14 protein-coding genes are annotated in these 16,085 nt (G+C 43.1%); 7 read left to right on the forward strand and 7 right to left on the reverse strand.

Going from position 1 to position 16,085, the window contains the following annotated elements; all coding sequences use genetic code 11:
- Positions 1-68: 68 nt before the first annotated feature.
- A complete protein-coding gene (gene nhaA, locus X939_RS0119335; protein WP_025764934.1) occupies positions 69-1,286 on the reverse strand; it encodes a Na+/H+ antiporter NhaA in 1,218 nt (405 codons plus the stop codon).
- Between the two features lie 314 nt (positions 1,287-1,600).
- Between nhaA and X939_RS0119340 the strand changes: the two genes are divergently transcribed.
- The 4 genes from X939_RS0119340 (at position 1,601) to X939_RS0119355 (ending at position 6,497) form a co-directional block, all read left to right on the forward strand.
- Positions 1,601-3,022, forward strand: coding sequence for an alanine/glycine:cation symporter family protein (locus tag X939_RS0119340; protein WP_025764935.1), 1,422 nt, complete (start codon positions 1,601-1,603; stop codon positions 3,020-3,022).
- 235 nt (positions 3,023-3,257) lie between these two features.
- Complete coding sequence (locus X939_RS0119345; protein ID WP_198034461.1) at positions 3,258-5,267, forward strand: histidine kinase; 2,010 nt, start codon at positions 3,258-3,260, stop codon at positions 5,265-5,267.
- Positions 5,268-5,269: 2 nt separating this feature from the next.
- The gene (locus tag X939_RS0119350) at positions 5,270-6,028 is read left to right on the forward strand and encodes a LytR/AlgR family response regulator transcription factor (RefSeq protein ID WP_025764937.1); all 759 of its coding nucleotides are present in this window, start codon (positions 5,270-5,272) and stop codon (positions 6,026-6,028) included.
- Between the two features lie 244 nt (positions 6,029-6,272).
- Positions 6,273-6,497, forward strand: coding sequence for a hypothetical protein (locus X939_RS0119355; RefSeq protein ID WP_131694638.1), 225 nt, complete (start codon positions 6,273-6,275; stop codon positions 6,495-6,497).
- 56 nt (positions 6,498-6,553) lie between these two features.
- Here X939_RS0119355 and X939_RS0119360 read toward each other — a convergent pair whose 3' ends face one another.
- The 6 genes from X939_RS0119360 to X939_RS0119385 all read right to left on the reverse strand — a co-directional run bounded on the left by X939_RS0119360 (position 6,554) and on the right by X939_RS0119385 (position 13,237).
- Complete coding sequence (locus tag X939_RS0119360) at positions 6,554-7,867, reverse strand: DUF5690 family protein (RefSeq protein ID WP_052353504.1); 1,314 nt, start codon at positions 7,865-7,867, stop codon at positions 6,554-6,556.
- A 98-nt stretch (positions 7,868-7,965) separates the two neighbouring features.
- Entirely contained in the window at positions 7,966-9,333 is a 1,368-nt protein-coding gene (locus X939_RS0119365; RefSeq protein WP_025764940.1) for an aspartate aminotransferase family protein, read from the reverse strand.
- Positions 9,334-9,489: 156 nt separating this feature from the next.
- Positions 9,490-10,437, reverse strand: coding sequence for an alkaline phosphatase family protein (locus X939_RS0119370; protein WP_025764941.1), 948 nt, complete (start codon positions 10,435-10,437; stop codon positions 9,490-9,492).
- Positions 10,438-10,526: 89 nt separating this feature from the next.
- On the reverse strand, positions 10,527-11,666 hold the full coding sequence (locus X939_RS0119375) for a TIGR03364 family FAD-dependent oxidoreductase (protein ID WP_025764942.1): 1,140 nt from the start codon (positions 11,664-11,666) through the stop codon (positions 10,527-10,529).
- Positions 11,663-12,358, reverse strand: a complete 696-nt coding sequence (locus X939_RS0119380; RefSeq protein WP_025764943.1) for an HAD family hydrolase — start codon at positions 12,356-12,358, stop codon at positions 11,663-11,665. Before X939_RS0119380 ends, X939_RS0119375 begins: the two co-directional genes overlap by 4 nt.
- Positions 12,359-12,658: 300 nt before the next feature.
- Positions 12,659-13,237: a helix-turn-helix domain-containing protein gene (locus tag X939_RS0119385; protein WP_025764944.1), complete on the reverse strand. Its 579-nt coding sequence runs from the start codon at positions 13,235-13,237 to the stop codon at positions 12,659-12,661.
- A 144-nt stretch (positions 13,238-13,381) separates the two neighbouring features.
- On the opposite strand from X939_RS0119385, the gene X939_RS0119390 reads away from it, so the two are divergent.
- The 3 genes from X939_RS0119390 to msrA all read left to right on the forward strand — a co-directional run bounded on the left by X939_RS0119390 (position 13,382) and on the right by msrA (position 16,029).
- The gene (locus tag X939_RS0119390; RefSeq protein ID WP_229236115.1) at positions 13,382-14,947 is read left to right on the forward strand and encodes an ATP-binding cassette domain-containing protein; all 1,566 of its coding nucleotides are present in this window, start codon (positions 13,382-13,384) and stop codon (positions 14,945-14,947) included.
- 96 nt (positions 14,948-15,043) lie between these two features.
- Positions 15,044-15,490, forward strand: coding sequence for a peptide-methionine (R)-S-oxide reductase MsrB (gene msrB, locus X939_RS0119395; RefSeq protein WP_025764946.1), 447 nt, complete (start codon positions 15,044-15,046; stop codon positions 15,488-15,490).
- Complete coding sequence (gene msrA, locus X939_RS0119400; protein ID WP_025764947.1) at positions 15,487-16,029, forward strand: peptide-methionine (S)-S-oxide reductase MsrA; 543 nt, start codon at positions 15,487-15,489, stop codon at positions 16,027-16,029. Before msrB ends, msrA begins: the two co-directional genes overlap by 4 nt.
- Positions 16,030-16,085: the final 56 nt, after the last annotated feature.

Genomic DNA, 16,085 nt, shown 5'->3' on the forward strand with positions numbered 1-16,085 from the left:
AAGGATGTTAAATTAGGTAACAGAGGTTAATAAATTGACGAATAGTCATTAAATTTTATGGACTTCGCCTATCTAAGGTCCGAGGTTTCAGCTTCCTGGCGGGCTCTTCTGACGACCGCCCGTTTTTCTAACATGGAAAGCCAGAGATAGCCCATTCCTCCCGAAATAATTGAGCCGAGCAGAATGGCGAATTTTGCCTCGGCCATAATCAATTCTTCGCCGGCAAAGGAAAGAATTGCAATAAATACGGACATGGTAAAACCGATTCCACCCAGCATACCCACTCCTATCACGTGTTTCCACCCTGCTCGATTGGGCAGATTAGAAAAGCCCAGCTTCACCGAAATCCAGGAGAATAGTGCAATCCCAATAGGCTTACCCAATACCAAGCCTGCAATAATTCCCAGCCCTAAGGGAGTAGTAAGACCATCTATCATTTCAGATTGAAAGCGAATATTCGTATTCGCCAAAGCGAAAAGGGGCATAATGATAAAGTTCACCGGATTCACCAAGATATGTTCCAACTTTTCTAGTGGTGATTCTTTAGCATCAGGGGTCGTCGGAATTGCGAAAGCTGTAAGTACCCCAGCGATCGTAGCGTGTATACCTGAATGATGAATGAAATACCAGATAAAGACGCCGGGAATCAAATAGGCCCATAGTTGTTTTACTCCTGCCTTGTTAAGGGCCAGAAGGAATAAGAATATGCCTGCGGCAAAGAATAAGTATTGAAAGTGAAGATCGGAAGAATAGAATATGGCGATAACCAAAATGGCCATCAGATCGTCTACAATAGCTAATGCAGCCAGGAAAATTTTCAGGGATGCGGGCACTTTATCGCCTAGCATATTGATAATAGCGATCGCAAATGCAATATCCGTGGCCATGGGGATTCCCCATCCACTGGCCGTATGGGTGCCCTGATTGATAAATATATAAATACTTGCGGGAAGTATTACCCCCCCTAAGGCGGCAAAAATTGGCAAGGCAGCCTTCTTTAACGAAGAAAGCTCCCCCTCAACCAGCTCCCGTTTTATTTCCAAACCGACCAATAAGAAGAAAATGGCCATTAATCCATCATTGATCCAGAGTAAAATGGGATATCGGAGATGTAAACTCTCAGTGTGAATCCCTAATTCTTTGCTCAAGAGAGCTTCGAATGCGGGACCCGCCTCAGTATTGGCGATGATCATTGATATGAAAACACAGCCAATCAAAATAAGTCCACCGATGGACCCTGATTGGAAAAATTCCTTGAAAGGTTTGAGATTTATAAGCTTTGCCATGGTAGCAAAAATAGCCAAAATTATCGGCTCCCCTTAATATTTCCTCGGCTTGTTCTCCAGCAAATTGATTAAATTAAATAAAATATTAATTACATCATATTTCACAAAATTATCCAAAAACCAACGAACTATTATATACTGAAGCAACAGACCAAATTTTTATTAATACTTTTCATAAATATCGAATTAAAACAGAAGTTTCTATTACTTTACAGCTTTAATGGCGCTTTAATGTTCCTTAAACTAAAATTACCTTTCTTTAGAAAATTTTAAATCAGAATCGTAGTACCCTTACAGTCTACTCAATATCATTTATGGAAGAAATCGTTGGAACGATCAATACAATTGTATGGAGCAATGCGCTCATTATTTTATGCTTAGGAGCGGGGATATATTTCTCGATTATAACAGGCTTTTTACAAGTTCGGTATTTAAAAGATATGATAGCCTTATTATTTGGAGGCAAATCTTCCCAACAAGGCGTGAGTTCATTTCAGGCTTTCACTATTGCTATTTCTGGACGAGTGGGTACGGGCAATATTGCTGGTGTGGCCACCGCCATTGCCATGGGAGGGCCTGGAGCAATTTTCTGGATGTGGGCCATTGCATTTCTTGGGTCTGCCTCTGCCTATATAGAAGCTACCTTAGGGCAGATTTATAAGCAAGTAAATAACGGTCAATATCGTGGGGGCCCTGCTTTTTATATCGAAAAGGGGCTCGGTATCAAATGGTATGCCATCCTTTTCGCTGTAGCCACTATTATTAGTACTGCATTATTTCTTCCGGGGGTACAAAGCAATAGCATTGCCTTAAGTGCCAATACCGCCTTTGGTATACCTGTGGAGTACACCGGAGCCTTTGTGACCGTTGCTTTGGCTATGATTATTTTTGGCGGAGTCAAGCGAATTGGTAAAGTAGCAGAATTTGTTGTGCCCTTTATGGCAGGCGCCTATATGCTGATGGCCATTGTCATCATTGCCATAAATATTAAAGAGGTACCCGCTATTTTTGGCTTAATATTCCGCTCAGCTTTCGATCTGGAGGCTACCTTCTCGGGTATTTTCGGCATGGCCGTAGCTTGGGGGGTCAAACGCGGCATCTATTCTAATGAAGCGGGACAAGGTACTGCCCCCCATGCCGCCGCAGCGGCAGAGGTCGATCATCCTGCAAAACAGGGTTTGGTCCAGGCTTTTTCAGTCTATGTCGACACCTTCTTCGTATGTACGGCCACCGCCCTGATGATCCTTTTCACTGGAAAATATAACGTAGTTAATCCAGAAGGGGGATTTATTGTAGAAAATGTCCCTAGTCTTGTCATAGGTTCCGATTATACCCAAGCCGCTATCAACACCCATTTGCCCACTGTAGGCAGCGGATTTGTTTCGGTAGCACTCCTATTTTTTGCCTTTACTACCATCATGGCCTATTATTATATAGCAGAGACCAATTTAAGCTATTTGCTTGGTCGCAAACAAGGCACGTTTTACATTTATGGGCTCCGACTACTGATTCTGATAGCCACTTTTTATGGCACCATCAAAACGGCAGAGCTCGCCTGGACCATAGGGGATATAGGGGTAGGTATAATGGCTTGGCTCAATGTGATTGCCATTCTGCTGCTTAGAAAACCTGCCCTAGCGGCTTTAAAAGACTACCGACAGCAAAAAGCCGAGGGAAAAGACCCAGTGTTCAGCGCAAAGAAGCTCAACATCAAAAATGCCGATTTATGGGACTGAAAGTCTGATTTACGAGTGGGCCAATCAGATCCACCCTTTCACAATTGAAGACAAAAAATAATCGTTAAGGGAATAAAAAAGGATGCTGCCAGAGCCCTCAGGAATGACAAGAACCGGTTACTAACCGAAAGTCTATGCCGGCTAATCAGTACGAAAATTATCGCAATAAGCTTGTATTTTTGTACTGATCTCAATGACCTGGGACATGCTCAAACCTGTGATAAACATACTGATAATGACCTGCCTAGCTCTGCAAGCGTTAGGACAGGACACGCTAGCCTGGTCAGAAGTAAAAAATTACGAATATCTATGGAAGCATGGCAATCTCTATCATAGTTCAGATTCGTCTCACCTGCCCGGTGAAGTGCCCAGCGCATCATGGAAACTGATAAAAGATAGTAGCTACAGCAGTTTAACTCAAACCAATTGGCTTAAAACTCTGGTTCATAATGACCAGAAGCATCCCATTTATTTCGATTTTGATATCTGGTACGCCGACAGTATTACCATATGGGCCATAGCCCCCGATACTATGTTCATGGCTCATGCGGGCCCTTACACCAGCATGGACACCTGGCCCTTCTACGATGACCCCAATATCGTCCCTATCCTCTGCGCACCTGGCCAAACCCTAACTCTTTATTTCCGCTTATGGAGCGACCGTGGCCGGATGCACTCTATTCAGGATGTTTATATTCAAACCCGGGAACAAAGCCTCCTGGAAACCCTGCAGAGCTACAGAAATTTCATAGGTCAAATCGAATTTAATGGATTCTTTTTAGGAGCCGTATGCTTTGCCATGGTCTTTTTTATCTTTATTTATATAAAAGTCAGGGAGACGCTATTTTTGCTCTATTCCCTTTATTTATGTGGTGCCGCACTTTATGCGCTGATCGTAAAATCACTGCCTTATTCCTTTATTGCACGACTGGCCTACCTGGATTATCCCCTCACATATAAATTAGGAGAACCTATTCAGTACCTTTTTTTCGCCGCTTATGTAGGCTTTGGTAAGTCACTTCTGGATATTGATGATAGATACCCCAGACTCAACAAAGCCTTACAATCCTTCATCCTTTTACTGGTTAGCGGGGGACTGACACTCCTAGCCTATAATCTCTATCAGCTGGATTTTGTCCTACAGAAAAAAGCATTTCAGATTTCAAGGCTAATCATCCTTCCCCTTTCCATTGGAGGGCTTATCTGGATAGGAATTAGTGTTAAAAATTCTTTGAAATGGTTCCTGATTACCGGGAGCTCATTTTTTGTACTGGGAGGCCTTGCAGCCATTATGGTTGATCCCAAAACAAGACATTTCTTTTTTGGAGATATTGGACTAAATCCAATTGTACTCTTTAAGTCAGGAATCCTACTGGAAAGCATCTGTTTTGCCCTCGCTTTAGGTTATAAAATTCGGCTAACTCAGGTTGCCAAGGAGCAGGCCTCCAAAGATTATATAGACCAACTGGTTCTGAACCGCCATATGGCTGCCACCGAAAACGAACGATTAGAGCGCATGGTAGCCGAAAGGACGGCAGAGGTAATTGACAAAACACGGCAGGTAGAAGTTCAGAAGCAGAAAAGGCTTCGTGCCGACTTTGAACGACGGCTTTCTGAAATGGAAATGAAGGCCCTGAGAAGCCAGATGAACCCCCATTTTATATTTAATAGTCTAAACTCAATTCGCTATCAAATTCTTTCTGAGAATTATGAGATGGCTTCCAATTACCTTACCCGGTTTGCAAAATTGCTACGATATATATTACAAAACTCCCGGGAACATATTATCAATCTGGACGAGGAAATTGAAATGAACCGGCTCTACCTGCAATTGGAGAGCCTACGTTTTAGCCAGGGTTTCGAATTTCATTTCAACATCCCTGAAGACATAGACCTTTCCGACATTATTGTCCCGCCTATGCTCCTTCAGCCTTATATAGAAAATGCCATCAAACATGGGCTCGGTCCTAGCCAACGTAATCCCAAACGGGTTGAAATTTCCGTAGCTCACTGGGAAAATGGATACCTTATTACCATTGAGGATAATGGAATAGGCAGAAAAATGGCCGCTAATCATAATCGCTTCCACGAGAAACAAAGTTTAGGAATGATTATCTCCGATGAGCGCATCGCCCTTTTTAACGATCATTTCCAAACCAATATTGAAGTGTCTGTCACCGACCTATATGAAGATACGGAAGCTTCTGGCACCCGCATCAGCTTCATATACAAACCCAATCCATAAAGATGTATACAACCATATTAGTAGACGACGAACTCCACTGTACCGAGAGCCTGGCATTTTTACTTACAAAAAGCCATCCGGAGCTTAAGATTCTGGCCAAGTTCAATGACGCCAGAATGGCCCTCGATTTTCTTAAAACCAATCAGGTCGATCTGGTTTTCCTGGACATTGAAATGCCTGGCATGAATGGCTTCGAACTACTAAGTAGCGTCGAAGATCTGAACTTTGATGTCGTCTTCGTAACGGCTTATGACCAATATGCTATTAAGGCCTTTACCTATAGCGCCATCAGCTACCTTCTCAAGCCCATTGACGATGAAGATCTTCACGACACCATTGCTCGCTGGAAGGAAAAGAAGAATAAAACGTTGGCCCTGAATCAGCTTCATATGATGCACGATCTGCTCACTAACGCCAACCGGCTGAAAACTAAGGTAGCTCTACCGACCTCTGACGGACTAGAGTTTATTGAAATCAAAACCATTATGCGCTGCGAAAGTGAGAGCAATTACACCAGGTTATACTGTATTGACAAAACTAAGCACCTGATTTGCCGGACTTTGAAAGAGGTAGAAAGAGTCCTCCAGGAAAGCGGCTTCGTTAGAGTCCACCACTCCCATCTTATTAATCCTCAGTATATCAGGAAGTTCGTCAGAAATGACGGAGGCTATATTATCATGGATGATGGGGAGCAAATCTCCGTTTCCAGAACGAAAAAGGATCGGCTCTTTGAATTATTCAATCATGTTGAAAGGTTATAATGCAATAAATGAATTAAATTTTAATTGCACTTTTTTAATCTTCAAAAATTCACGTAGCAATAGACCTTAATATTGAAATAGTACAATTTAAATTTAAAAAAGGCCGTTTTTAGCCATTTTTGAAGTTTTTAATATTTTTTCAAAATAATTTTCTTCAAATTGTTTTATAATTGTGAAACATTTTTCTGTACCTTTGTGTTGTAATAATAAAAGAATCAGACAACAACAGAAAAATAACATAACTATGAAATATACAATAAAAAACACCGCTATTCTCGCAGCATTTAGTCTTGCTCTAGTTTCTACAGTAGAAGCATCTAACAAAGATTTGGCAAGCCACCTACCTGCGAATATCCCCGTAATGGAAAGTCCCTCACCAGAGGCACGTAAGACCGTAGAAACGGAGAAACAATACACGCCTACTCAGAAAGCAAAAATTGTGGACCTCAAGTTGGATCACAACAAATAAAACCTTCTATCAGGGATATAAAAAAAGAGGCTGTCTCAATACGACAGCCTCTTTTTTTATGCCTGATTAAAAACCAACCTTTCCCGTTTTCGTCTTATTCTATGCCATTCTAAATAGGAATTGGCCAAAATTAACAACGCCAACCCGCCCCCAGCCTGTAGATAAGCGAATTGCGTAAGTACGGAAACCCAACTTAACTCCTGAAAATAAAATTCCTTAAATAAAAGCAATACCCCACTCCCCAGATAACCTAAACTTTCGCATAGATAAATGAAATATCCAGCATTAGCTTTAAGCCTAAACAAGGCGATAAAACGTTCGAACACGACGGTTTGAAGTGCGGTATAGGACAAAAAAGCCCCTACCCCTAGAAACAGCATCCAATAGAAGCCATTCATCCAACCGATTTCGAAGAGATAAGTAGAGAAGCCACAAAGCACCAGACCTACCAACACGATAAGATTACAAAGCCTAAAGCCCAGTAAATTGCTTTTTACAAACACCAAAAGCCCGATGATCACAAATACCACTAATCCACAAATCAACTCAGTTTGAGCCAATACTCCATTTTCCCAGGCTGCATCGATTTCATTCCAAATTTCCACTGTAAAGTTATCTCTGAAATCCCTAACAACTACAAGGCCGGAATAACAAAGCACCAAACACATAATTGGAAATCCAAACCGGGCTAATACTTCATATTTATCCCTTCTGGTCATGGGCACACGCAGAGTCCTCGATTTTATATCCGCTTCGGTAGGCCCCGGGATCATTCCTAGCATCCATACAAAAATTAAAAACATAGGAAGGAAGATAGAACCCATCAGAAAGGGCATCCAAAACTCTCCTACCTCCGGGAAATAATCGGACAAATTCAGATAAATTGTTTTTAAAATTCCCGAGGCTACTACCACACTTACGCTTAGCCCCATCGCCAGCAACTCGGTAAGCCGCCGACCTTCGACAAAACTAAATACAACGCCATAGACCATTCCCAGGGGCAGTCCGTTTACAAAAAGAAAGATGAAATTATAAGGGAAAGGATTGACTGCAAACAATAATAATGCGAGATGGGCCAGCAAAATTAATCCTATAATGAGCGCCAGACGATGTCCTTTTTTTAGTTCTGAAATGACTTTGATCCCAATAAACTTGGAAAGGGTATAACCGGCTAGCTGGGAAATAATTAAGATAGCCTTATATCCGACACCCCATAATGTCAATCCCTCATAAACTCCGGCACTAAAGGGCTTCCTGAACGAATACATACAAAAATAGACACCAAAAGAAGAAAATATCGTCCAGAGTATCAATAACCCCTTAGAATTTTCCAACCCAGATTTCAATTTACCAATCAATATTGTATACATAAGTCTACCGGAAAAGACTAAAAAAAGCGTAGTTAAACATATTTATCTTCCTCCTAAAAGCTCAATTGGCCCTGCTGCGACACCCCATTCATTTTGAGCTAGGACTGGTCGTCGCGCACACGACCAACCATCTCTAATGCCTCTTCCAAAATATTCAAGGCCCTTTGCAGTTCACTTCTGCTGATATTTAAAGGTGGGGCTAATTGAATGACGTTCCCTTGCGATATTTTAAAACTCAAACCATTTGCCAAGCAGCCGTACATAATTGCCTCGGCCTCCATAATTGCTTTCTCTTTAGTAGCCGCGTCCAAAACCAGTTCAACCCCCCAGAGCAGGCCTATTCCACGAATATCCCCAATAATCGGATATTTTTCCTTTAGGGCTAACAGAGCAGTTCGTACAAATTTCTCGTCTGCCTGCACTTTGACCAACAAATCTTCATGCTGCAAAACCTCCAGCATAGCCAAAGCCGCCACCGCACCCAATGGGCTCTTTTCATGAGTAAAATGTCCCAAAGAAACATTGGCAGCCACATTATACTGCTCTCTCGCTATGATACCCGCCATAGGCATGATGCCCGCACCCAGCCCCTTTCCCAAGCAAAGAATATCGGGCTCGATGTCAAAATGTTCAAAAGCAAACATTTTCCCCGTCCTTCCAAAGGCAATAGGAATTTCATCGAGTATTAACAAGACATCATGTTTGTCACAAATTTCCCGAATTCGTTTCCAATAGGCATTCGATGCGATCTGAACATCGGTATTCCGTATGGTCTCAATGAGAAATGCCCCAATATCTCCCTCTTTTTCAATTACATATTCCAGATAATCGGCATAAGGCAGATCCCCGTTTTCGGCAGATTGAAAGGGTCCTCGATAGGTAGTTGGAGGAGGTATGCGCTCTACCCCCGGCATCATCGGCCCCAGATTCTTTCTGAAGTCCAGTTCCCCACCTGCGGCTATAGCATCCATCGATGCACCATGAAAGGAGTCCCAAACTGATACCACTTTGTGCTTCCCCGTAACAACACGAGCCAACTTTAATGCCATACTGATAGCCGAAGTCCCGCCCGGAGCAAATAATACTCTATTAAGATCCCCCGGTGTTAGCTCCGATAGTTTTTTGGCAAGATTAATGGCAGGCTCATTGGTGTAGCGCCGTGGAGAAAATGGTAATACATCCATCTGCTGTTTTACTTTTTCCAACACATAAGGATGGCGATACCCTATCTGATGCACATTATTTCCATGGAAATCCATATAACGCCTACCTTGCATATCGGTGATATAGATTCCTTCACAGGACTGTAATACGTCTAGGCAAGGGGTCGATAATGACTGATGCAAGAAAGAAGCTGCATCTTCTTTGAGCAAAGACAGAGTCTGAGCGTCATCTATCACGGCATACCACTGCGTTCGAGCCGAGGAAATATTAACATCACCTTCTGTTCTATTCTGTTCTGACATATTATTATTGGATTAAACGCCCTTTTATCGACCTTCAAATACGCAAAACAACCTATCAATACCAAAATTCGGCACCTGGAATCAAATCCCCTACTGCCCCTAATGAGGTAAACCACTGCCATCACCCTCCTGCAGAGTAGCGGCCATAGCTATTGGCTAGTCTCCTATGGAAATATATTCTGGCTCAGGATGACCTTTAAATGCTGCCTTAACAGGGCGTCCGATCCAAGCATACGGCTGGGCAATACCCAGTACATAGGCGATGGTAGCCGCCAGGTCGTATGTATTGACCTGCTGCTTTATCTCATAGGCAGGTTTCACACCGGGCCCCGAGAATATCATGGCAATCTCGGCCTCTTCAGGCGTGGCACCACCATGTCCTTTACCCTTACCTCCATGATCTGCCGTGATAAGAACCAAGGTTTTATCCTGAAGACCAGCCTTTTGAATCCCTTGAAGCACCAAACCAATAAGTGAATCAGCCTTGGTAACGGATTCATAATAAGGCAAGGTACCATGCCCGTCGTGATGTCCCGCATGATCGACATGATCGAGGTGTAAAAAACCAAGCACTGGTTTTTTCTCCATAAAATATCTAACAAAATCTACTGCCGACGAATCTTCTGTAGAGAAATGTCGATCGTAATTCAGAGCATTTTTCTGAAACAGCCTCCCAAAACCTCTCCAATGATAAACTGTCCCAATTTCTGCATCTGGCCGAGCCCGGTGCAGCACACTGAATATAGTAGGAAAACGTCCGTCCTTTTCGGCTACCACCGGGGGCAAAGTATGCTTATCAATTTCCCAGTCGTTATTAATGATTCCATGCTGCTCCGGGCCTGCGCCCATAATCATCGAACCCCAGTTTTGACTACTTGCTGTGGTAAGTACCGTCCTCACCTGCCATTTCACACTGCCCTGATGCAATAGCGTATCCATAACTGGAGTATGCGCCTTCCGGATACCGTCGGGGCTCATCCCGTCCACCCCAATCACTACGACATGTTCTATTTGGTTAACTAACGTTTCCCTCTGGGCATTGGCAGCAGAACAAAAGACGGCCAATCCTGCTGATAATACGGATTTAAGAATAAGATCATTCATACTTATAAGGATTTAGGAATATATTGATTTTAGATAGCCTATACTGCTTTATGCAAATGCAAAAAACAGTGAAGAAAAATATCGGTATACTATATACGACCCTGAACATAATGGCCATTGACCACTTCTTCACAAAGTCCAAATGACAAAGTCATTCCAGCCCCTCCCAAACCATTGATGATTGTCACCCCTTGTACAGGGGACATAACGAGTTCGGTGGCGCCGTTCGTCATTTTAGGATATATCCCGTTCCAGGTCTGCGACACCCTCGTCGATTTAAAATGGGCAAAACTATTTAAATAGTCCAAAATAAGTCTATTTACAATTTCTCTATCGAAAGGGTCAAAAGTGAGTCCATATTCATGCGAATCTCCTATTGTAATTTCGCCTAATCCATTTTGCGAAGCCATCACATGGATTCCCCATTGGATATGTTCAGGATATTGAGCCGCATAACGTTCTTTTAATGCCACTAGGCTGGGTGCCACTTTAAAGCCTTCATAATGGGTTAGAGACAAGCCTCCACATAGAGAAGGACCAATTTTCCAGTCATTAGGCTGAGACTCGAAGCGTAGCATTTGTAGTTTACATTTCGTGAGAGGAGCCTCAGCAAACAGCGTCGGATAAAGGGTCTCAAAATCGGCTCCGCTGCAGATATATATTTCATCAGCCGACCAACGCTTTCCCCCAGCCACAACCGCCGGGTAGTCCACCTGCGTTGCGGCCAGATCCCAATGAAATGTCACCCCATATTTTTCCGCCAAAAACAATGGTATGGTAGCGATAGCTTCTCGGGGATCGACAATCATCTCATCTGAAGAATACAAGGCCCCTAGCAACCCTTCTGCACGTACCGCCTTAGACTTAGCCAGGGTTTGTTCTTTAGACAGAATGGAAAGAGATCGAGATTGGCTGCTCGCAGCAACGAATTCTTCCATAACCATCAACTCATCGGCCTGATACGCCATATGTAAACTACCAGCCTGATGGTGCCATATCCCGGCTTCAACCAAGAGTTCCTTCCAGATGGCCTGGGCCCTTATGGCTCTGCTATAGAGCACACCTTCAGGTTGCCCTATGGGCCATAACATACCAAAATTCCGAATGGAAGCCCCTACTGCCTTACCAGACCGCTCCAGGACCTGCACCTTATAGCCTCTCTTACATAGGGCATGGGTAGCGGCTAACCCTACAATGCCCGCACCTATTACTATGGCCGATTTTGTCATTGAGATAATTTTTCCACGTTAATTTCCAGAATATCTAATAAGGCAGCCATATTGTCAATAATATGCGTGGGTTGATAGGGCAGCAAGGCCTCCCTGGTAAAAGCCCCGGTAGTTATCCCAATGGCGTAGGCGCAACCCGCATTCTTGGCTTCGTTAATATCCACTTCCGTATCCCCCACTTTGGCCACAGCACCGGGAGAACTGATATGCAGACGATGCATTAGCTCGTTGATCATATCGGGATAAGGCCTTCCATGCGCAACTTCATCACTGGCTATCAGCATATCAATCTTAGATTCCCAGCCCAATCGATTTATTATCACCAGAGCAATATCCCTTGAAAATCCGGTATTTAAAGCAATTTTTATTCCTGCTCCTCTTAGCGCCGCAAAGGTTTGTTCTACCTCAGGCAATGCCTCTATTTCCTCCGACTCCTGGTAGAACTGAAGCATAGTCCTGACAAATTCCTCATGAATCTTGGATATAAGATCCTCACTAATCTCACTAACGCCTATCTTCTCCAAGATCATCTTGATGGCCAGAGGCTTCTCATAACCCATAATTGGATTAATTTCAGTAAGGGGCACATCATACCCCCTGCTCTTCATGGCTTGCTGAAATGCAAGCCCAACATAATTTTTGTCTTTGACGGTCGTCCCGGCCATATCAAATACCACAAGCTCTATTTCCATCTTTCAATTAGATAATTTTGGTTTTAAAAGACAGACGATCAAGTAAAATGTCCTCCAACTGGGGAATTATTTAATTTAACAAAATCGCCTTTGCTTACTCCAAGCAAAGGGTAAAGCTAATATCTGAAGATCAACTTAGCAATAGTTTTGTTCAGTAATACTTAATCATCCCCTCCCCTCAACGTTGATATCACAAATTAAAACATAAAAAATAGAACTCAAGTTAAGTGAATGTTAATTAATACTAAACATACAAACTAAACAGGAAAGCTATCTTCAGCAAATGGCACCCGAACGGATTTAAGTCATTTCATTGAAAAAATAGATTACTAACATCAACGCTTCTTCTCCATCAATGCATTCCGGATTATGCAGCTCGTTAGCATCGAAGAACATCGAGTCCCCTTCATAAAGAATATGTTTTTCCTTACCAATGGCATATTGGACAGTACCTTGCAGGACATATTTGAATTCGTAGGCATTGGTCCTGACCATGGGCCGTTTGGCCCCTTTTTCCAGACGAAGTAACACCACATCGATATGATTGTCTTTAAACTGCTTGCTAAATATTCTCTGGTAAAAGAATCCTTTTGCATTCTCCTTGGTAAAAGGCTGGTAGGCATCTTTCCTTTTGATGACCACACTTTCTTCAGCGGCATACGAAATAATATCCCGAAAAAATTCATTAAGATCGACATCCAGCGCTTTGATCAACCCCAACATCACAGGAAGGGACGGTATAGTCCTACTGTTTTCAATTTGAGAAACCAGGCTCTTGGTAACCCCAGCTTCAGTTGCAATTTTCTGCAAGGTTACCCCCTTGCCTTTTCTCATTTCCTTTAGCTTATTACTAATTTGAAATAGGATGTCGTCCTGCATATTAAAAGTTATAGGTGTAAAATCAATGACTCGAATAAAATGATTCTGCGGCGTATACTCCTAAAACCCTAGGATCCATCGAATCAAGTCAAGCTTACAAAAATAGAAAGTTATCGGTGGTTGTATGAATAAAGCTTAGGATATTTGCTTGATATATTCAATACCGAATCTTTCAATCACTCTATGGATCCTATTGAGCTTAAAAATATTTCTGTAAGAAAGCATGATACAATAATTTTAGAAGATATAAACTGGACACTTCTTCCCGGTGAACAATGGGCCATAACCGGCACTAATGGATCGGGCAAATCTACCTTACTGGAGTGCTTAGCGGGGAAACGGCCTGTATGGAAAGGTATTATTCTTATGGGTAGCAGCAAACCACAACCAGGAGAAATTGAGCTTTTGGCCAATGACTATTCCTTTAACCGAATCGTAAATGCCGGCGCAGAATATTACCAACAACGCTTCCATGCCTACGAAGCAGAAAGGGCTCCGACCGTACGGGCTATACTTACTGATCAGCTTAGACCTATTGGTACAATCGATGAAAAATCAGTCGATTTAGCCCCTACATTGATCAGCGATCAAACACTGGACGAGGTTAGCGAACTGCTTTCCATTTCTCATTTACTCGACCACCCGTTTGTAACGCTTTCTAATGGAGAAACCCGACGCATGCTCTTAGCTAAATCCCTGGTAAAAAAGCCCAAAGTACTCCTACTCGACAGCCCATTTGCCGGGCTGGATACCCACAGCAGATCGGTATTGCAGGGTGCATTGGAACAGCTCGCTCAAAAGGGCACCAGAATCGTACTGGTGACTACTCCCGGAGAAATTCCCGATAGCATGACCCATGTTTTAGAGTTGAATGAGGGTAAAATCAGTAATCATTCTTCTCTGACCCAATTCAAGGCCAGGCCCACTCAGCCCTCGTATTTACCACTCCCTACCGCCGAAAGTTTAGCCCAATTCGGGCTTCCTCAAGCCAACAATTTCGAAGTAGCAATAGATCTTCGGAATACTCGGGTACGATATGGTGACAGTCAGATTTTAAAAGGAATAAACTGGAAAGTAAAAAAAGGAGAAAAATGGGCACTCTCAGGACCCAATGGTTCTGGAAAATCGACCTTATTGAGCATCATTACAGCCGATAACCCCCAACGATTCGCCAACGACTTCGATCTTTTCGATCAGAAACGAGGAGGAGCAGGGGCCTCCATCTGGGATATTAAGCAGAAGATAGGGCATATCTCCCCGGAGCTTCATCTTTATTTCCCGCGCAATACACCAGTCCACAAAACCATAGCTTCAGGATTTTTCGATGCAACTGGTGTTTTTTTCAAAAAACTAAGCCCGGCTCAACTCGATAAGGTTCAGGAAGTTGCGGATCTGCTCCACGTAGATGATTTATTGGAAAGGGATTTCTCAGCTCTGTCTAAGGGCCAACAGAGACTTGTTTTACTAGCTCGGGCCTTGGTGAAGAATCCTCCATTACTCATATTAGATGAACCATGCCAGGGGTTGGACCAACAAGCTACAGAAAATTTCAAGGCCATTGTTGACGCTATTTGCAATAATCAGGAGCGCACCTTAATCTATGTTTCTCACTATCCCTCAGAGATACCTTCCTGCGTTTCGCATTTTATCAGATTAGACCAGGGAAGCATCCTATCTATGGAAAGTACCCAGCCCAATACCCAAGGATAATTCATCAGCCCTGATTGATTATGGAGACTTTTTTGGCAAACTTTTTGTTACCCTTAATATCTTGAAAGCAATTGCGGAATTAAACCCAAATTTAATATGCTCACGTGGAATGATATTATCCGCTTTACCAATAACGGAAACCCCGACCCAGACAGACGGGTTGACAAAACAGAGGAGGAGTGGAAGGAACTTTTAACTCCGGAACAATTTAGAATCGCCCGAAAAAAAGGTACAGAGCCGAGCTTTAGCGGCGCTCTTTGTAACAGCCACGACCCCGGGATCTACAGATGTATCTGCTGCAAGACACCCTTGTTCGATTCTACAATTAAATTTGAATCAGGCACGGGATGGCCCAGTTTCACCCAGCCCATAGAAGAAAACGCCATTAAATATACCAAAGATACCTCTTATGGGATGATTCGTGTAGAGGCGGAATGCAATGTCTGTGATGCGCATTTAGGCCATATTTTTCCTGACGGCCCCGCCCCTAGCGGGCTCCGTTATTGTATTAACTCTGAGTCAATAGAATTACAAAAACAATGATAAATAAAGAAATAGCAACTGTTGGTGGTGGATGCTTCTGGTGCGTAGAAGCGGTCGTTCAAAGACTGAAGGGAGTAGAAAAGGTAGTCTCTGGCTATGCTGGCGGCAGTAGCAAGAATCCCAGCTACAGGGAAGTTTGTACCGGAAATACCGGCCACGCCGAAGTGGTACAAATTACATTCGACCCAAGTCAAATCTCCTATAAAGATCTTTTAACGATTTTTATGACCACTCACGACCCTACTACCTTGAACCGACAAGGCGCCGATCGGGGTACCCAGTACCGCTCGGTCGTGTTTTACGCCAATGAAGAGCAAAAGTTGATCACCGAACAGGTAATAGCCGAACTGAAAGATACATTCGATGACCCGATTGTAACCCAGGTATTGCCACTACCTACCTTTTATGAGGCTGAGGCCGATCATCAAAATTATTACAACCTGCATCCAGAAGCTGGGTTCTGTAGCATGGTGATAAGCCCGAAGGTTCAGAAATTACGTAAGCTATATGCTGGACATTTAAAACCATCAGAGGCTTAACCCGTATTATTCCGGCACGAAAGCATAGAAAAGAGGCATTTTCTATGCTTTCGTGC

The sequence above is a fragment of the Dyadobacter tibetensis Y620-1 genome (assembly GCF_000566685.1).
Taxonomy (GTDB): domain Bacteria; phylum Bacteroidota; class Bacteroidia; order Cytophagales; family Spirosomataceae; genus Dyadobacter; species Dyadobacter tibetensis.